This is a genomic window from Micromonospora sp. NBC_01739 (genome assembly GCF_035920385.1).
GTDB lineage: Bacteria > Actinomycetota > Actinomycetes > Mycobacteriales > Micromonosporaceae > Micromonospora.
This window is the reverse complement of record NZ_CP109151.1, coordinates 541,822-559,466: the sequence shown is the minus strand read 5'-3', so window position 1 is coordinate 559,466 and position 17,645 is coordinate 541,822. Positions and strand designations below refer to the sequence as shown.

Below are 17,645 nucleotides of genomic sequence, written 5' to 3'. Positions count from 1 at the left end.
GGGTGGGGGGGTGGGTGGTGGGTTAGAGGACCTTGGCTAGGAAGGTTTTGGTGCGGTCGTGTTTCGGGTTGGCGATTACTTCGCGGGGGTTGCCCTGCTCGACCACTACGCCGCCGTCCATGAAGACCAGGGAGTCGCCCACCTCGCGGGCGAAGCCGATCTCGTGGGTCACCACGATCATCGTCATGCCGTCGCGGGCCAGGTCCTTCATCACGTCCAGGACCTCGCCCACCAGTTCCGGGTCCAGGGCGCTGGTCGGCTCGTCGAAGAGCATCAGCTTGGGCTGCATGGCCAGGGCGCGGGCGATGGCCACCCGCTGCTGCTGACCGCCGGAGAGTTGGCTCGGGTAGTTGCCCAGCTTGTCACCGAGGCCGACCCGCTCCAGCAGTGCCACCGCCCGGTCGCGGACCTCGGCCCGCTTCTCCTTGCGCACCAGCAGGGGTGCCTCGGTGACGTTCTCCAGGGCGGTCTTGTGCGGGAACAGGTTGAACCGCTGGAACACCATGCCGATGGCGCGGCGCTGGGCGGCGACCTCCTTCTCCCGCATCTCGTGCAGCTTGCCGCCGCGCTGCCGGTAGCCGATCAGGTCGCCGTCCACCCAGATCCGACCGGCGTTGATCTTTTCCAGGTGATTGATGCAGCGCAGGAAGGTCGACTTGCCCGAACCGGAGGGCCCGAGCAGGCAGCACACCTCCCCGGCGCGTACCTCAAGGTCGATGCCCTTGAGCACCTCGATCGAGCCGAACGACTTGTGCACCTGTTCGGCTCGTACCATCGGCCCGGACTCGGAGGCCGGGACGCCGGACTGGGCCGGCACGCTCGCCTGCGTCATACGCCCCCTGCCCCTCCGGTGGCGCCGCCGCCACCGACCGCCATGCCCCGCAGCCGGACCTTGGCCTGACCGGCGCGACCACTGCCCCTGGCGAAGTGTCGCTCCAGGTAGTACTGCCCGACCAGCAGCACACTGCTCAGTAGCAGGTACCACAGGGTCGCCGCGACCAGCATCGGGAAGACCTGGAAGGTCCGGCTACCGACGGCTCTCAGCTGGAAGAACAGTTCGGTGGAGACCGGCACGAAGGCCACCAGCGAGGTGTCCTTGAGCATCGCGATGGTCTCGTTGCCGGTCGGCGGGACGATCACCCGCATGGCCTGCGGCAGGACGATCCGGCGCAGGATCTGCCCCTGGGTCATGCCCAGCGCCTGGGCGGCCTCGGTCTGTCCCTCGTCGACCGACTGGATGCCGGCCCGGACGATCTCCGCCATGTAGGCGGCCTCGGACAGGCCGAGCGCCAACATGCCGGCGACGAAACCGGTGAGCAGATCCGTCGCCGAGAAGCCGAACAGTCGCGCCTCGAAGTCCTGCACCCCGAACAGCGCGCCGATCTGCCGGTCGAAGGGCAACCCGAACTCGATCCGGGCCCAGAGGATGCCCAGGTTGCCGAAGAGGATCGCCAGCACCAGCCGGGGCACCGCCCGGAAGAACCAGGTGTACGCCCAGGCCACGCCGCGCAGGATCGGATTCCCGGACAGTCGCATGATGGCGAGGACGACGCCCAGCACGATGCCGATCAGCATGGAGGTCACCAGCAGCGCGAGGCTGCCACGGACACCAGCCATGATCGGCGGCCGGAACATGTTGTCGACCATGAACGACCAGTTGAACGCCTCGTTCGTCACCAGCAGGTGCACGAACATGGCGACCAGCACCCCGATCACGGCGACGGCTACCCACCGCCCGGGATGCCGCACGGGCACGGCCTGGATGGGTTCCGGCCGTGCCCGTTCGGGTGAATCGGTGTCGACTGACATGTCAGCTGGCGGGGTTCAGTTCCGACGTGGTGATGGCCCCACCCTCGACGCCCCACTTCTCCAGGGCCGCCTTGTAGCTGCCGTCGGCGATGACCGCCTGCACGGCCTCCTTCAGCACCTCGGCGAAGGCGGCCTGGTCCTTGCCGACCGCGTAGCCGTACGGCGCCGACTCGTAGATGTCGCCGAGCACCTCCAGCTGGCCGTTGCTCTGCTTCACCGCGTACGCCCCGACCGGCGAGTCGGCCAGCATGGCGTCGTTCTTGCCGCTGACCACGGCGGCCGTCGCATCGCTCTGCGCCTGGTACTGATCGATGGTGATCTCCGGCTTCCCGGCGTCGGTGCACGCCTTCGACCGGGCGGTGATGTCGTCGAGCTGCACGGTGCCGACCTGCACGGCGATCTTCTTGCCGCAGGCGTTGTCCGGGTCCACCTGGGCCGGGTTACCGGCCTTGGTGGCCCACTGGGTGCCGGCGGAGAAGTAGCTCACCATGTTCACCGACTGCAACCGCTCGGCGTTGATGGTGAACGAGGAGACCCCGATCTCGTACTTGCCGGACTGCACGCCCGGCAGGATCGCGTCGAACGGCGCCGACTCGTACTCCGCCTTCAGGCCCAGCTTCTGCGCCACCGCGTTGAACAGCTCCACGTCGAAGCCGATCACGGTCTGACCGTCGGTGTCCAGGAACTCCGCCGGGGCGTACGTCGCGTCGGTGCCGACCTTGATCACACCATCGGCCTTGATCGCGTCGGGCACCTTGGCGGCGAGATCGTTGTCCGGCGCCGCGCTCACCGACGGACCGGAACCGGGCTCGTCGGAGCTCTCCTGCTCGCCGCAGGCCGCCATCGAGAGGGTGAGCAGCGCCGCACCGGCGACACCGATGACAGCCCGGCGACGACCCTTGAGGTTGAACATGTCGTACTCCTTGCGAAGAGGGGTGACGGCCGTTCAGGCCACGCCGAGGTAGGCCTCTTTGACCGACGGGTCGTGCAGCAGGTCGGCGCCGGTGCCTTCCTTGACGATCCGGCCGGTCTCCAGCACGTACGCGCGATGCGCCCGAGCCAGAGCCTGTTGTGCGTTCTGCTCCACCAGCAGGATCGTGGTGCCCTGCTGGTTGATCTCCGTGATGATGCTGAAGATCTGCTGGATCAGCATCGGCGCCAGACCCATCGACGGCTCGTCGAGCAGCAGCAGCTTGGGTCGGCTCATCAGGGCCCGGCCCACCGCCAGCATCTGCTGCTCACCCCCGGAGAGGGTGCCACCGACCTGCTTACGCCGCTCGGCCAGCCGGGGGAACAGCTCCAGCACCTTGGCCAGATCCTTGGCCACCTCGCTGCGGTCCCGGCGGGTGTAGGCACCCATGTCCAGGTTCTCCATCACCGTCATGCCGGGGAAGATGCCCCGGCCCTCGGGTGCCTGGCACAGCCCACGCCGCACCCGCAGGTCGGCCCGGAGCTTGCTGATGTCCTCACCGTTGAACATGATCCGCCCGGAGGCGATCGGCCGGATGCCGGAGACGGCCCGCATCGTGGTGGACTTGCCGGCGCCGTTGGCACCGATCAGGGCCACGATCTCGCCCTCGTTGACGGTCAGGCTGATGCCGTGCAGCGCCTTGATCCGCCCATAGAGCAGACTGACGTCCTCGATCTCAAGCAGCGTCGTCATCCGGCACCCCCAGGTAGGCCGCGATCACCCGGTGATCCTCACGCACCTCGGCGGGGAGCCCATCAGCGATCTTCTTTCCGAACTCCAGCACCACGATCCGGTCGGTCACACCCATGACCAGACGCATGTCGTGCTCGATGAGCAGCACGGTGACGCCCTGGTCCCGGATCTTGCGGATGAGCTGGAGCAGCTCCTCCTTCTCCGCCGGGTTGAAGCCGGCAGCCGGCTCATCCAGGCAGAGCAGTACCGGGTCGGTGGCCAGTGCCCGGGCGATCTCCAGCCGACGCTGCTCGCCGTACGACAGGTTGCGGGCGGCGTCGTGCATCCGGTGCGGGATACCGACGAAGTCCAGCAGCCGCTCGGCCTTCTCCAGCCCGTCGCGTTCCTCCCGGCGGTGCCGGGGCAACCGGAACAGCGCGGACAGCACGCTGGTCTTGTGGTGCGCGTCCGCGCCGACCTGGATGTTCTCCAGCGCGGTCATCTCCGGGAACAGGCGAATGTTCTGGAACGTCCGCGCCATGCCCATCTTGGTGATCTGGTGCTTCTTCTTGCCGGTGATCCGCTCGCCCCGGAACCGGATCTCACCCTCGGAGGGCTGGTAGATGCCGGTCATCGCGTTGAAGCAGGTGGTCTTGCCGGCACCGTTGGGGCCGATCAGCCCGAGAATCTCACCCTTGTAGAGGGTGAAGTTCACGTCGTTGAGGGCCACCACGCCGCCGAAACGCAGCGTGACGTGGTCGACCTCCAGCAACGGCTCCCGCTTGGCGGTGGACTCCACCGCCGGGGCGCCGGCCTGCTCAGGAACGGTCGGCTTCTGCACGGTCTCACCCACCGACGATCACCTCCTTGCGACGATCCTTGAACTCCGCCGCCCGTCGTCGGTTCGGTATCAGTCCCTGCGGCCGGAAGATCATCATGACCACCAGCACCAGGCCGAAGAACATGAACCGGTACTCGTACAGCTCGATGCCGAAGAACTCGATGCCGCGGAACCGCTCGATCATGTACGCCACCAGGCCACCACCGACGATCGCGCCGACGATGTTGCCCGAGCCGCCGAGAATGACCGCGGCCAGGATGATGATCGAGTTGAGCAGCTCCAGGTTCTGCGAGCTGACGAAGTTCTGCTTGCCGGCGAAGAGCGCCCCCGCCAGACCACCGATGAACGCACCCGAGGCGAACGCCCAGAGCTTGAACTTGAACGTCGGCACACCCATCAGCTGCGCCGCGTCCTCGTCCTCCCGGATCGAGATCCAGGCCCGGCCGACCCGGCTGCGGTTGAGGTTCCGCACCCCGAGGACCACCAGGATGATCAGGGTGAGCACCAGCCAGTAGTACGGCCGAGGGTCCAGCACACCGAAGATCGGCTTGCCGTCGGAGTAGCTGCCCGGCGGGTGCGGGATCTGGTTGAAGCCCCGCTGTCCCTTGAGGAACTCGGAACTGGTCGCCGCCACCCGGATCATCTCGGCGAAGCCGAGGGTCACGATGGCCAGGTAGTCGCCCCGCAGCCGCAGGGTCGGGGTACCCAGCATCACGCCGGAGATCATGGTGAGCACGAGCGCCACCGGCAGGGCCAACAGCCACGGCCAGAGGCTCTTGAGATCACTGCTCGGCGAGGTCAGCACCGCCACCGTGTACGCGCCGACGGCGAAGAAGCCGAAGTAGCCGAGGTCGAGCAGGCCGGCGAAACCGACCACGATGTTCAACCCGACCGCGAGCAGCACGTAGATGGAGATGGTGAAGAGCACCTGCCCGAAGTTCGACCCGGTGGTCGGGATCGGCCCGAGCCACTGGTAGAACTCCCGGTTCGGCAGAGCGTAGAAGAAGACGATCACTGCCGCGATGACAGCCCACCGCATCCAGCGGGGCGCGTTGTGCCAGCGCTCACCCACCGCCTGGCGACCTGAGTAGATCCATTCCCTCACGCTTGTCATGCGCGGGCCCTCCCCAACGACTCGCCCAGCAGACCGGTCGGCCGGAACATCAGCAGCACGACCAGGACGACGAAGGCGACCAGGTCCTTCCAGTTCGCGCCGAACAGGGCCGACGCGTAGTTCTCGACCAGGCCGAGCAGCAGTCCGCCGACCAGCGCACCGCGCAGGTTGCCGATGCCGCCCAGGACCGCCGCGGTGAACGCCTTCAGCCCGAGCAGGAAGCCGACGCTGTAGGTCAGGGTGCCGATCCGAATGTCGTAGAGCATCCCGGCGACACCGGCCATCACACCACCGATGATGAAGACCACCAGGATGATCCGGTCCTTGTTGATGCCCATCAGCGCCGCGGTGTTCTGGTCCTGCGCGACCGCGCGGATGCCCCGACCGATACGGCTGCGGTTGATGAACAGGTCCAGCGCCACCATCATCGCCAGCGCCGAGACGATGACCAGCACCTGCACCATGGTCACTTCCGTACCGGCGACCTCGAACAGCACGAGGTCGGGCCGCACGATCGTGGGCGCACCGACCGGAAGCCGCCGGGTGTAGATACCGAACGCCTCGGCGATCGCGATCGAGGCGCCGATCGCGGTGATCAGGAAGGCCAGCGGTGGGGCGTTGCGCTTACGCAACGGCCGGTACGCCACCCGTTCGACCACCGTCGCGGTAGCAGCGGACGCCGCCGCCGCTATCAGTGCACCGACCAGAAGATAAAGCAGGATCGAGCCGAAGCCGGTGGCTACCGAGTCACGACCCAGACCGAGTGCGGCCCAACCCCAGATGGCGGCGAAGGCGCCGGCGATGAAGACCTCGGAGTGAGCGAAGTTGATGAGTCTCAGCACGCCGTAGACCAGCGTGTAACCCAGCGCGACGAGGGCATAGATGGCGCCCACCGTCAGCCCGGTTATCGTATATCCCCCGAAATCGGAGAATAGGGCGTTGAAGTTCAAGGAAGGGCACTCCGTACAGGAAGGGGAGACAGTGAAGGTGCGGCCGGGAAAGGTGCTCCCCGGCCGCACCCCACGATCACAGCGGAACCGTTACGGGACCGGTCAGGCCTTCGGGACCTCCTGGTCCGGAACAACCTTGCCGCCCACGACCTTGTACGCCCAGACCTTCACCTGAGCCGGGTCGAGCTCACCGGTCTCGGTGAACTTGTAGCTCGCCGCGACACCCTCGCCGCTGTAGCCCTTCACGAACTCCAGCATCTTGGTGCGGGTGGTGTTACCGGCCTTGATACCGGCGAGCAGGATGTTCGCCGCGTCGAAGGCGGTGTCGCTGTAGGTGCCCGGGTCGCTGCCGTTGAGGGCCTTGAAGTCCTCGACGAAGCTGCCGCGCGCCTCGGTGGCCGGCTGGCAGGGGCAGGTGAGGATGGTGCCCTCAGCCGCCGCCGCACCGGCGCCCTCGATGTAGGCGGCGTCGTTGACGCCGTCACCGGCGACCAGGACGGCGTTGACGCCGGCAGCGGTGAGCTGCTTGCGGATCAGGCCGGCCTCCTGGTAGTAGCCGCCGTAGAAGATCGCGGTCGCGCCCGAGGACCGGACCTTGGTGACGGTCGCCGAGAAGTCGTTCTGCTTGCCGTCGCCCTGGACCTTGTCGCTGTCGACGACCGCGGCGCCGAGGACCTTCTTGACCTCGTCGGCCAGACCGGCGCCGTACGCGGACTGGTCGTCGATGACGAAGACCTTCTCGGCCTTCAGCACGTCCTTGATGTACCGACCGGCGGCCGGGCCCTGGCTGAAGTCGCTACCGACCGCCCGGAAGAAGGTCTTCCAGCCCTGGTCGGCCAGGCTCGGCCGGGTCGCCGACGGGGTGATGTGGACCAGCTCGGCCTCGGAGAACAGCGGGTTCGCGGCCTCGGACTCACCCGAGAACGCCGGACCGACGATACCGAGGATCTTGGTGTCGTCGATCGCCTGCTGGGCCAGACCCGGCGCCTGCTCCGGGTTACCCTGAGAGTCCAGCGGCACCAGGGTCACCTGGCAGTCCGCGTTCTCCTTGTTGTACTTGTCGACGGCGAGCTTGACGCCACCGTTCATGTTGATGCCCAGCGCCGCGTTCGGGCCGGTCAGCGCGCCGAAGAAGGCGATCTTGCTGCCGCAGCCGTCGGCGCTGGCCTCGTCGGTTCCACTGTCAGACTTGCAGGCGGCCGTACCGCCAAGGGCGAGCGCGGCGATCGCCACCCCACCGACCAAACGTGCGAGCTTCTGCCTCAAGGCCCGAACCCTCCTCAGTCCCATGGCCCGAACCACCCGCTACCAATTGGCCATTGCGGGGGCGGACGAACCAGACCGTCGTCGCCGGTCTGGGGCCGGACGTTATCCCACCGTGCAGGCGTGACGTAAGACCCGGAAGGGGCCGTTGACCGAACCGTTACACGCCGTGGCGGATAGGGTGCGATCGCTGTAAGAGGGCACCGTTGATTGATCAGCTCCGAGGCTGTTTCACCTTCGTTTTATCGGCAAGACCCACTGCTTGGTGATCTTCCTTCAGCGGCCCGCCGAAAGGTGTGCCCACCAGGCGCGTGACCCGCCTCCCGCGTCCGCAAACACCATAAGCCGACCTGGTTCCAGCGCCACCACCAGCGCCGTCTCCCCCGACGGCACCGCAATCGGCAGGGCGACCGGACCCCACGACCCACCACCATCGTCCGACCACCACAGACGGTGACCATCAGCGTCGATGGTCACCGCCACCACCCCGTCGGCCGAGGCCACCAACGCACGCACCGATCCCGCCCCCCGACCACCCGCACCGAAGCCGCCAACCCACCGCCAACCCGCCGAACCCCACTCCCATGCCCCGAAGCCATCACGAACCGGGCCGACCGCCAACGCCGCACCGCCCACAGTGACCACTCGCTGGGCCTGGCCCGGACCCTCCACACCGGGCAGTCGCACCCGCCGCCACACCCGCCCGTCCGGCGAACTCCAGGCCACCGGCACCGCACCGGGCACCAGCACCGCACCCACCGCCAGCCAACCCGAGGGCACCGCCACCGCGTCGTACGCCACCGTCCGGCCCCGGTCGTCACTGGCCAGCTCCGGCAACCCCTCGTGCACCGCGAAGCGCTCCCCGTCCGGCGAACTCCACACCGCCGCCCCGGTCACCCGGGCTCCCACCAGCAACCAACCCAGCGGCCCGACCGCCACCCGGGAGACACTCACCGCCCGAGGCCCGCCGAACAACTCGAACCCCGCCGCCGTCTCGCGCAACACCCCGTCGGGATGCAAGAGCCAACTGGCCACCCGCGGATTGCCGTGCGCGCCCCCGCTGGCCGCGCCCAGGGCCACCAACCGGGCCTCCCGGCAGGCCACCGCGTAGAGCAGGTGCCGGGCACCGTACACACTTGAGGACACCAGCCGGACCGGTGACCAGACCGAGGTGTCCATCGTGGTCCAGGCGGCCGGGACCCTCCGCCCCGCCGCATCGACGACCGCACCGACGGCGTACCAGCGCCCGCCGCAGACGGTCGCGTCCCGCACCAGCACCCGGCCGGCTTCGGAACTCGTCGGCAGGACGACCGCCTGCCAGGCCGGGCGCAGCGGCTCCGGCGGCGCGGGCGGGGCATCCGAGGGCGAGCAGCCGGCCACCGCCACCACGACGGCGGCGACGACCGCACTGCACCGCCGGATCGCCACGGCCCGATGCTATATCGACGCCGACCGCTAGCCGTGCCCGTCGAGCAACCGACTCAGGGAGCCGGCTGGGTCACCTCACCACCGGCGGTCTCGGCGAGGATCCGCTCGGAGACCTCCTTCATGGTCATCCGGTGATCCATCGCCGTACGCTGAATCCACTTGAAGGCCTGGGGCTCGGTCATGTTGTAGGTGGTCATCAGCGCGCCCTTGGCCCGCTCGACGGTCTTGCGGACCTCCAACCGGTCCGTCAGCCCGGCGACCTCGGACTCCAGGGCGGCGATCTCCGAGTAGCGGGACAGGGCGATCTCCACCGCGGGCACCAGGTCACTCTTCTGGAAGGGCTTGACCAGGTAGGCCATCGCACCGGCGGCCCGCGCCCGCTCGACCAGATCCCGCTGGCTGAAGGCGGTCAGAATGATCACCGGAGCGATGCGGGCCCCGGCGATCCGCTCGGCGGCGGCCAGCCCATCCATGATCGGCATCTTGATGTCGAGGATCACCAGATCGGGCTTGAGCTCCTCGGCCAGCCGGACGGCGGTCTCGCCGTCACCGGCCTCCCCGACCACCTCGTAGCCTTCCTCGGCCAGCATCTCGGCCAGGTCCAGCCGGATCAGTGCCTCGTCCTCGGCGATCAGTACCCGCCTGCGCGCGGCATCCGTCTGCGTCTCGGCCACGAGCCACTCCCACCAGTCTGAGCCCTGACACCCGCGGTACCGGGTGTCGCCGTCCCTAGCGTAGTGGGTACCCTGTTGGTCGACGCGACAGGCGTTGAGCAGATTGTCCCCGTATTCCAATCGGTAGAGAAACGGAGCTCAAACCTCCGACAGTGTGGGTTCGAATCCCACCGGGGACACCAGAAATGTCGCACGGACCTCCGATGATGGCGGCGTGCACCCTCCTGACCTGCAGACCAAGGCGCGGGCGATGCATCAGGCCGGCGCCACCGTCGCCGAGGTCGCCCGCCGGCTCGGTCTGCCCTACGCCACCGTGCGCCAATGGTGCCGGAGTCAGGCCGTACCAAAGACACTGGTCAGCGCCTTTCGTTGCTTCCGGTGCCGGGCCGGGGTCGAGATACCGACCGCGTACGCCTATCTGCTCGGTCTCTACCTCGGCGACGGCCACCTAGCCACCTCCGTACGCGTGCCGGTGCTGCGGATCGCGTGCAGCAACGCCTGGCCGGGGCTGATCGAGGCCTGCGAGACGGCCATGCTCCAGGTGCTGGCCAGCAGGGTGCAGCGGGTGCCGCAGCCGGGCTGCGTCAGGGTGCAGAGCTACGGCACACACTGGCCCTGTCTGCTGCCGCAGCACGGCCCCGGTAAGAAACACGAACGAATGATCGCTCTCGACGGCTGGCAGGAGCACCTCGTCACCCTGATGCCGGGCGACTTTCTGCGAGGACTCTTCCACTCCGACGGCTGCCGGGTCTCGAACCGGGTCACCGTCAGAGGGCGGCGGTACGCCTATCCCCGCTACATGTTCGTCAATGAGTCCGCCGACATCATGGGCCTGTGCCAGTGGGCGCTGGACCTGCTCGGCATCGCCTGGAGGATGAACCGCCGCAACAGCCTCTCGGTGGCCCGACGGGAGGCGGTCGCCGCCCTGGACCGCCATGTCGGCCCCAAGTCGTGACCGCCCGGGCGGGGCGGTCACGACTGGCCGGCGCTCAGATCGCCGCCAGGGCGCGGGCCAGGTCTTCGCGCAGGTCCTCCGGGTCCTCGAGGCCGACGGAGAGGCGCAGCAGGGCGGCATCCGGCTTGGCGTCTGAATCGACCGGGCGGTGGGTCAGCGAGGCCGGGTGCTGGATCAGGGTGTCGACGCCGCCCAGGGAGACCGCGTGGGTGATCAGCCGACAGGCGCCGGCGACCGCGGCGGCGGCCGGGGCGCCGCCGCGTACCTCGAAGGCGAGCAGGCTGCCGGGGCCGGACATCTGCCGGCCGACGAGCCCGGCGGGGTCGTCGAGGCCGGGGTGGTGTACCCGGGTGACCGCGGGGTGGGCGCCGAGCCAGGCGGCGAGTTTCTCCGCTCCGGCCTGCTGGGTGCGGACCCGCACCGGCAGGGTCTGCAGGCCACGGTGCAGCAGGTACCCGCCGAGGGGGTGCAGGATCGCGCCGGTGACGGCCCGGACCTGGCGCAGTCGGGCGGCCCATTCGGGGTCGCAGGCCACCACTCCGGCGAGGACGTCGCCGTGGCCGCCGATGCTCTTGGTGGCGCTGTGCAGCACGAGCCGGGCGCCGTGCCGGGCGGGCTGCTGGAGGATCGGGGTGGCGACGGTGTTGTCGATCAGCAGCGGCACCGGCCCGGCGGCTTCGGCCAGGGCGGCGATGTCGAGCAGGTCGAGGGTGGGGTTGGCCGGGGTTTCGGCGATCACCAAGGCGGTGTCCGGGCGGATGGCGGCGGCCACCTGGTCGGGTCGGGCCCAGGTGACCTCGGTGCCGAGCAGGCCGGTGGCCAGGATGTGGTCGGTGCCGCCGTAGAGGGGGCGTACGGCGACCAGGTGGCGTTTCCCGTCGCGGGTGGCGGCGAGTACGGCGGCGGTGAGGGCGGCCATGCCGCTGGCGTAGGCGACGGCCTCGGCGGTGCCTTCCAGTTCGGCCAGGGCGGTCTCGAAGCGGGCCACGGTGGGGTTCCACAGCCGCTGGTAGACGGCGCTGGCGCCGGGGGGTAGCGGGTTGCCGGTGGCGAGCACCTCGTACGCGTCGCCGCCGTCGTCGACCGAGGGCAGGGGGTTGGTGGTCGAGAAATCGATCGGCGGCACATGGACGCCGAGGCCGGTGAGGTCTTCACGGCCGGCGTGCACGGCTCTGGTGTCCACGGTCGTCATGCGGACAGGATCGAATGATCAGAGCATCAAAGGCAACAGTTTCGAATACAATTCGTAACATTCCCCTTCCTGTTGTGCACTTATTCGGTGGAGGATGATCTCATGCCCCTCGTATCGAATGATCTACGGCCGTTCGCGGCCCTCGACGACACCGACCGCGCGATCCTGGCGGAGTTGTCCGCCGACGGGCGGCTGCCGAACAACGCCCTGGCCGAGCGGGTGGGGGTGGCTCCGTCGACCTGTCTGGCGCGTACCCGGGCGCTGCGGCAGAGCGGGGCGATCCGCGGGTTCCACGCGGAGGTGGATCCGGCGGCGCTGGGTCTGCCGTTGCAGGCCCTGGTGTCGGTACGCCTGACCGAGCACGCGCGGGGGGCGGTGGACGCCTTCCGGGCCCGTTCGGTGCGGCTGCCGGGGGTGGTGTCGGTGTTCCATGTGGCGGGGGCGGAGGATTACGTGCTGCATGTGCGGGCCGCCTCGGCCGAGGCGCTGCGGGACTTCGTCCTGGATCATCTGGCGGTGGATCCGGCGGTGCAGCACACCCAGACCAGCCTGATCTTCGAGCAGGCGCGCGGGTTGGGCTGATCACCTCCCGCTCCGATCGGGGAACAAATCCGGCATCTTCCGGGTTGGCAGCGGCTGTGATCGACGTACCGCTTTCTGTTCTGGACCTTGCCCCCGTTGCGGCCGGCGCCTCCGCCGGTGAGGCGTTGCGGCACACCACCGAGTTGGCCCGGCGTACGGACGAGTTGGGATTTCACCGGTTCTGGGTGGCCGAGCACCACAACATGCCGGCGATCGCCTCGTCGGCACCGGCGGTGCTGATCGCGCATCTGGCCGCGCACACCAGCCGGATCCGGCTGGGTTCGGGTGGGGTGATGCTGCCCAACCACGCGCCACTGGTGGTGGCCGAGCAGTTCGGCACCCTGGAGGCCCTGCATCCGGGCCGCATCGACCTGGGCATCGGGCGGGCTCCGGGTACGGATCAGATGACCGCCCTGGCGTTGCGTCGGACGATGGAGGGGCTGTCGGCGGAGAAGTTCCCCCAGGAGCTGGCCGCGCTGATGGACTTCTTCGACGAGGACCGCCCGGGGCGGATCATGGCTTCCCCGGGGCGGGGCCAGCGCCCGGCGGTGTGGCTGCTGGGTTCCAGTGGGTTCAGCGCCCAACTGGCCGGAGCCCTGGGCCTGCCGTTCTCGTTCGCCCATCATTTCAGCGGGCAGCACACCCTGCCGGCGTTAGCGTTGTACCGGCAGAGTTTCCGCCCGTCGCGGTGGCTGGAGCGGCCGTACGCGATGGTGGCGGTGAACGCGGTGTGTGCGGAGACCGACGAGCGGGCCGAGTGGTTGGCCGGGCCGGCGGGGTTGTCGTTCCTGCGGTTGCGGTCCGGGCGTCCGGAGCCGTTGGCCTCGCCGGAGGAGGCGGCGGCGTACCCGTACACCGATCTTGAGCGGGAGTTCGTGGTGCAGCGCCGGGAGGGTCAGGCCACAGGGTCGCCGGAGACGGTGGCCCGGCAGTTGGGCGACCTGCTGGCCCGGACCGGGGCGGACGAGTTGATGCTCACCACGATGGTGTACGACATCGCCGACCGGGTGCGGTCGTTCGAGTTGATCGCCGAGCGGATCGCCGGGGGCCTGCGACGCTGAGTGAAGGCACAGGTGCCGGGCAGGTTCGGTGCATCTACGGTGGTGGCCCAGGTCACAGCGGTTCTGTGCCGCGAAACACGATCTTCATGGGAGCGTCACCCCCGCGACGCGGAGTGCGCTTAACTTTATAACCGGTGGTGGTACGGCACTCTCCGGTCGGGACGGGTCGGGGGTGCCGCGGTGTGGGGCACCGGGCCGCAGTTGAGCGGATTCCGCGATTGCGGCCCGGTGCCTGTCCCTTTCTTCAGGCCTCAGCGCAGGTAGATGCGCGGGGCGGGCGGCGTGGTCATGCCGTCGCCGAGGAAGAAGCTCGGGTGCGGCGGCTGGTTGTAGGCGGTGTTCTGCCAGGCCACGGCCACCCGGTACTGCGGATCGTGCATCAGGGTGTGGATCCGGGTGCTGGTCGGGGTGGGGGTGCTGTAGATCCGCAGGGCCCGGCTGTCGCTGGTACGCCAGACCACCTCTTCCCGCCAGTCACCGAGGATGTCGGCCGACAGTGCCGGGGTGGCCTTGGTGCCGTTGTTGGCGGCCACGTCGGCGCCGGTCAGCAGGCGGGTGTCGCCGTTGGGGCCGTACTTGTCGATCCGGGTGGCGTCGAGCAGTTCCCGCACCGGGTCGCCGTCCCACCAGATCAGAAAGTTGGTCGAGGAGGGTTTGCGGCCGATGTTCTGACCCCGGGTGTTGGCCAGCCCGCTGACCGCCGAGGACCAGGATTCCGCGCCGGGGCTGCCGGCCCAGATGTCGCCGGAGACACCCCGGCCGTTGTCCCCGCCGGGCGGGGTGGACCAGATGAGTTGGCCGGTGCGGGCGTCGGCGAGGTAGGAGCTGGGTTTGCTGCCGTCCTCGTTGACCTTGAAGACCTCCAGGCCGGGTCGGGTCGGGTCGAGGTCGCCGACGTGCATGGCGTCGCCGTGGCCGGTGGCGGTGGAGTGCAGTAGTCGACCGTTGTCGTCGATGGTGGCGGCACCGTAGACGATCTCCTGTCGGCCGTCTGCGTCGACGTCGGCCACGGACAGGTTGTGGTTGCCCTGTCCGGCGGCGGCGCCGTTGCCGCTGGTGTTGGAGTCGAAGGTCCACCGCTTGGTCAGGCTGCCGTTGCGGAAGTCCCAGGCGGCGATGACCGCCCGGGTGTAGTAGCCCCGGGCCATGATCAGCGAGGGGCGTTGACCGTCCAGGTAGGCGGTGGCGGCGAGGAACCGGTCGACCCGGTTGCCGTAGGAGTCGCCCCAGGAGGAGACGGTGCCTCGGGGCGGGTCGTAGTTGACGGTGGACAGGGCGGCACCGGTACGACCGTCGAACATGGTCAGGTACTCCGGGCCGGCGAGGACGTAGCCGCTGGAGTTGCGGTGGTCGGCGCTCGCGTTGCCGATGACCTGTCCGGTGCCGGAGCGGCTGCCGTCGGCGGTCTTCATGGCAACCTCGGCGCGGCCGTCACCGTCGTAGTCGTACACCTGGAACTGGGTGTAGTGGGCACCGGCCCGGATGTTGCGGCCCAGGTCGATGCGCCACAACCGGGCGCCGGTGAGGGTGTACGCGTCGACGTAGACGTTGCCGGTGTAGCCGGACTGGGAGTTGTCCTTGGCGTTGGAGGGCTCCCATTTGAGCACGAACTCGTACCGGCCGTCGCCGTCGAGGTCCCCGACGCTGGCGTCGTTGGCCGAGTAGCTGTACGCCTCACCGCTTCCGGTGGTGCCCCCCGGCGGGACCTGCAACGGTACGTCCAGGTAGCCGGCCGGGAACTGCAACGCCGGGGCGGAGTCGGCCTGTTCGACGCCGTCCACCACGGCCCGCACGGTGTACGCGGCACCGGCGGCGGCCCCGCTGTCCAGGTGGTTGGTGGCCCCGGTGATCGGGGTGGAGTTCACCCGGGTGCCGCCCCGGTACAGGTTGAACGCCACCCCGGAGGTCTCGGTGCCCAGCAGCCGCCAGGACACCAGGTTGCCCGAGCCGGAACGCACGCTGACCAGCCCTCGGTCCAGGTTCTCCGCCTGCATCGACCCGGGCGGCGGAGTGGTCGGCGGTGGGGTGGTGGGTGGTGGAGTCGTCGGCGGCGGGGTGGTCGGCGGCGGAGTCGTCGGGGGCGGAGTCGTCGGGGTGGTGGCGCCGGTGCAGGTCGTGCCGTTCAGGGCGAAGCTCGTGGGGGCCGGGTTGGTGCCGCTCCACGAGCCGTTGAACCCGAAGGAGGTGCTGGCGTTGCTGCCGATCGCGGCGTTGTAGTCGACGTTGCGGGCGCTGACCTGGGCCCCGGACTGGGTGACGGTGGCGTTCCACGCCTGGGTGACCTGTTGACCGGCGGCGGGCCAGGCCCAGGTCAGGGTCCAACCGTTGAGGGGGTCACCGAGGTTGGTGACGGTGACGTCGGCGCCGAAGCCGCCGCCCCACTGGTTGGTGATGCGGTAGTCGACCCGGCAGCCGGTGGCGGCGGCCGAGGCGGTCAGGGTGGTGAGGGTACCGGCGGCGAGGGTGACGGCGGTGGTGGTGGCGAGCACGATGACCCGACGGGCCGTGCGGGGCATGGAGGTCCTCCGGTGGAGGTCGGGCGCGCGGCAGTGGTGGCTTCGCCGACCCTGCCCGAGGCCGGCGGGTGCCGCGCTGGCGGCAGAGAACCCGACGAATCGACGTCGGTAATTAGATTCCCGCGCAGCTGCGATGCTAGTACGGCAGCCGCCGTTTGAGATCTTGCTGGTGAACCGGGGTGAACGCGAGGCGGCCACCGCGTGATCGTCTGTGCGTTGTGGACACAACATCAGATCTTGCGGTGGCCGCGTGCCACAGCGTAGCTGTTGGTCGGTGGGAGCGGGTGCTGGCCGAGGTGCTGGGCTGCTTCGCGGGCCGGTTCGGGCGAGTGGAGCCGCGTCGTGTGGCGGGACAGTTCGTGACGGGGCTGCTGTCCGATCTTGAGGTCAAGACGTGTTGGCAGTTGGCCGAGCAGGCCGGGCACGCCCGGCCGGATGCGATGCAGCGGCTGCTGTACCGGGCGGTGTGGGACGCCGACGCTGTCCGCGACGACCTGCGGCAACTGATCACCGACCGGTTCGGCAGTCCGGACGCGGTCCTGGTCGTCGACGAGACCGGCGACCTGAAGAAGGGCACCCACACGGTTGGGGTGCAGCGCCAGTACACCGGCACCGCCGGGCGAATCGAGAACAGCCAGGTCGGGGTGTTCCTGGGCTACGCCGGCCGGGACGGACACACCCTGATCGACCGACGGGTGTATCTACCAGCGTCGTGGACCGACGACCGGGACCGCTGCCACGCCGCCGGCGTGCCCGACGAGATCGAGTTCGCCACCAGGTCAGAGTTGGCGGCGGACATGATCACCACGGCCCTCGACGCCGGGGTGCCGGCAGGCTGGGTCGCTGCGGACGAGGCATACGGCAACAGCGCCGCCTTCCGCGCTCATCTGCGCGGACACGACCTCGGCTACGTCCTGGCCGTGTCCCGCAGCCACCTGGTTCCGCTCGACGGCGGCAAGGCCCGAGTTCGCGCCGACCGGATCGCCGCCGACATGCCCGCCTCGGCGTGGCAGCGCCGCAGCGCTGGCGCCGGATCCAAGGGCCCCCGCTTCTACGACTGGGCCTGGCTGGATGACGTGTGCACCGACGCTGACCCCGACGACGGCGGCCACCACAGCCTGCTGATCCGCCGCAACACCAGCACCGGTGAGCTGGCCTTCTACCGTTGCTGGACCCCCACGCCAGCCACCCTTGCCCAACTCGTGCGGATCGCCGGCATCCGCTGGACCGTCGAGGAGAGCTTCCAGGCCGCCAAGGGCCAGGTCGGCCTGGATCAGCACCAGGTCCGCCGTTGGGACTCCTGGCACCGGTTCACCACCCTGGCCCTGGCCGCCCTCGCCGTCCTGGCGATCTGCGCTGCCGACGCGACCCACGACGACCCGACCGACACCGGACTGATCAAGCTGACCGTCAACGAGGTCCGCCGCCTGATCAACGCCTGCATCATCCGCCCGATCAGCGACCTCGCCCACCGTTTGCACTGGTCAGGATGGCGGCGGCAGCACCAAGCCCGAGCCCGACGATCCCACTACACACGCCGCCTCAACCTCGAACTTCAGCCATGATCCCGAACGGCGGCTGCCGTACTAGGGCACGCCTTTTCCCCGCACAATCTCGC

16 protein-coding genes and 1 tRNA gene are annotated in these 17,645 nt (G+C 69.1%); 5 read left to right on the top strand and 12 right to left on the bottom strand.

What is annotated here, in order from left to right:
- Positions 1-22 precede the first annotated feature (22 nt).
- The 10 genes from OIE53_RS02555 to OIE53_RS02510 all read right to left on the bottom strand — a co-directional run bounded on the left by OIE53_RS02555 (position 23) and on the right by OIE53_RS02510 (position 9,721).
- Positions 23-832, bottom strand: coding sequence for an amino acid ABC transporter ATP-binding protein (locus tag OIE53_RS02555; RefSeq protein WP_327024939.1), 810 nt, complete (start codon positions 830-832; stop codon positions 23-25).
- Positions 829-1,809 carry an amino acid ABC transporter permease gene (locus OIE53_RS02550; RefSeq protein ID WP_327024938.1) on the bottom strand — a complete coding sequence of 327 codons (981 nt, stop codon included), beginning with the start codon at positions 1,807-1,809 and terminating at the stop codon, positions 829-831. Before OIE53_RS02550 ends, OIE53_RS02555 begins: the two co-directional genes overlap by 4 nt.
- A gap of 1 nt (position 1,810) precedes the next feature.
- Complete coding sequence (locus OIE53_RS02545; protein ID WP_327024937.1) at positions 1,811-2,722, bottom strand: ABC transporter substrate-binding protein; 912 nt, start codon at positions 2,720-2,722, stop codon at positions 1,811-1,813.
- 33 nt (positions 2,723-2,755) lie between these two features.
- Positions 2,756-3,472: an ABC transporter ATP-binding protein gene (locus OIE53_RS02540; RefSeq protein WP_327024936.1), complete on the bottom strand. Its 717-nt coding sequence runs from the start codon at positions 3,470-3,472 to the stop codon at positions 2,756-2,758.
- Positions 3,456-4,304 (bottom strand): ABC transporter ATP-binding protein, encoded by an 849-nt coding sequence (locus tag OIE53_RS02535; RefSeq protein WP_393338275.1) that lies wholly within the window; start codon positions 4,302-4,304, stop codon positions 3,456-3,458. The genes OIE53_RS02540 and OIE53_RS02535 overlap by 17 nt, the downstream gene beginning before the upstream one ends.
- Positions 4,297-5,406: a branched-chain amino acid ABC transporter permease gene (locus OIE53_RS02530; RefSeq protein WP_327024935.1), complete on the bottom strand. Its 1,110-nt coding sequence runs from the start codon at positions 5,404-5,406 to the stop codon at positions 4,297-4,299. The genes OIE53_RS02535 and OIE53_RS02530 overlap by 8 nt, the downstream gene beginning before the upstream one ends.
- Positions 5,403-6,356 (bottom strand): branched-chain amino acid ABC transporter permease, encoded by a 954-nt coding sequence (locus tag OIE53_RS02525; protein ID WP_327024934.1) that lies wholly within the window; start codon positions 6,354-6,356, stop codon positions 5,403-5,405. Before OIE53_RS02525 ends, OIE53_RS02530 begins: the two co-directional genes overlap by 4 nt.
- A 102-nt stretch (positions 6,357-6,458) precedes the next feature.
- Positions 6,459-7,622, bottom strand: a complete 1,164-nt coding sequence (locus tag OIE53_RS02520; protein WP_327024933.1) for a branched-chain amino acid ABC transporter substrate-binding protein — start codon at positions 7,620-7,622, stop codon at positions 6,459-6,461.
- 273 nt (positions 7,623-7,895) lie between these two features.
- Positions 7,896-9,047, bottom strand: a complete 1,152-nt coding sequence (locus OIE53_RS02515) for a hypothetical protein (protein ID WP_327024932.1) — start codon at positions 9,045-9,047, stop codon at positions 7,896-7,898.
- A gap of 53 nt (positions 9,048-9,100) precedes the next feature.
- The gene (locus tag OIE53_RS02510) at positions 9,101-9,721 is read right to left on the bottom strand and encodes an ANTAR domain-containing response regulator (protein WP_327024931.1); all 621 of its coding nucleotides are present in this window, start codon (positions 9,719-9,721) and stop codon (positions 9,101-9,103) included.
- 105 nt (positions 9,722-9,826) lie between these two features.
- Here OIE53_RS02510 and OIE53_RS02505 point away from each other — a divergent pair.
- Both OIE53_RS02505 and OIE53_RS02500 read left to right on the top strand, forming a co-directional pair.
- A tRNA-Leu gene (locus OIE53_RS02505) sits at positions 9,827-9,903 on the top strand.
- Between the two features lie 32 nt (positions 9,904-9,935).
- Positions 9,936-10,676 carry a transcriptional regulator gene (locus OIE53_RS02500; protein WP_327024930.1) on the top strand — a complete coding sequence of 247 codons (741 nt, stop codon included), beginning with the start codon at positions 9,936-9,938 and terminating at the stop codon, positions 10,674-10,676.
- 34 nt (positions 10,677-10,710) lie between these two features.
- Here the strand turns inward: OIE53_RS02500 and OIE53_RS02495 are convergent, their stop codons facing one another.
- A complete protein-coding gene (locus tag OIE53_RS02495) occupies positions 10,711-11,868 on the bottom strand; it encodes a trans-sulfuration enzyme family protein (RefSeq protein ID WP_327024929.1) in 1,158 nt (385 codons plus the stop codon).
- 102 nt (positions 11,869-11,970) lie between these two features.
- Between OIE53_RS02495 and OIE53_RS02490 the strand changes: the two genes are divergently transcribed.
- Both OIE53_RS02490 and OIE53_RS02485 read left to right on the top strand, forming a co-directional pair.
- Complete coding sequence (locus OIE53_RS02490; RefSeq protein WP_327024928.1) at positions 11,971-12,450, top strand: Lrp/AsnC family transcriptional regulator; 480 nt, start codon at positions 11,971-11,973, stop codon at positions 12,448-12,450.
- Between the two features lie 56 nt (positions 12,451-12,506).
- Positions 12,507-13,511 carry an LLM class flavin-dependent oxidoreductase gene (locus OIE53_RS02485; RefSeq protein WP_327024927.1) on the top strand — a complete coding sequence of 335 codons (1,005 nt, stop codon included), beginning with the start codon at positions 12,507-12,509 and terminating at the stop codon, positions 13,509-13,511.
- 251 nt (positions 13,512-13,762) lie between these two features.
- Here OIE53_RS02485 and OIE53_RS02480 read toward each other — a convergent pair whose 3' ends face one another.
- Positions 13,763-16,027 (bottom strand): rhamnogalacturonan lyase family protein, encoded by a 2,265-nt coding sequence (locus OIE53_RS02480; RefSeq protein WP_327024926.1) that lies wholly within the window; start codon positions 16,025-16,027, stop codon positions 13,763-13,765.
- 299 nt (positions 16,028-16,326) lie between these two features.
- On the opposite strand from OIE53_RS02480, the gene OIE53_RS02475 reads away from it, so the two are divergent.
- On the top strand, positions 16,327-17,592 hold the full coding sequence (locus OIE53_RS02475) for an IS701 family transposase (RefSeq protein WP_327027039.1): 1,266 nt from the start codon (positions 16,327-16,329) through the stop codon (positions 17,590-17,592).
- Positions 17,593-17,645: the final 53 nt, after the last annotated feature.

Excerpts from the sequence above, each read along its gene's own strand:
- OIE53_RS02540 (WP_327024936.1), bottom strand. The coding sequence starts at position 3,472 with ATGACGACGCTGCTTGAGATCGAGGACGTCAGTCTGCTCTATGGGCGG.
- OIE53_RS02555 (WP_327024939.1), bottom strand. The coding sequence starts at position 832 with ATGACGCAGGCGAGCGTGCCGGCCCAGTCCGGCGTCCCGGCCTCCGAG.
- OIE53_RS02490 (WP_327024928.1), top strand. The coding sequence starts at position 11,971 with ATGCCCCTCGTATCGAATGATCTACGGCCGTTCGCGGCCCTCGACGAC.
- OIE53_RS02495 (WP_327024929.1), bottom strand. The coding sequence starts at position 11,868 with ATGACGACCGTGGACACCAGAGCCGTGCACGCCGGCCGTGAAGACCTC.
- OIE53_RS02480 (WP_327024926.1), bottom strand. The coding sequence starts at position 16,027 with ATGCCCCGCACGGCCCGTCGGGTCATCGTGCTCGCCACCACCACCGCC.
- OIE53_RS02530 (WP_327024935.1), bottom strand. The coding sequence starts at position 5,406 with ATGACAAGCGTGAGGGAATGGATCTACTCAGGTCGCCAGGCGGTGGGT.
- OIE53_RS02545 (WP_327024937.1), bottom strand. The coding sequence starts at position 2,722 with ATGTTCAACCTCAAGGGTCGTCGCCGGGCTGTCATCGGTGTCGCCGGT.
- OIE53_RS02550 (WP_327024938.1), bottom strand. The coding sequence starts at position 1,809 with ATGTCAGTCGACACCGATTCACCCGAACGGGCACGGCCGGAACCCATC.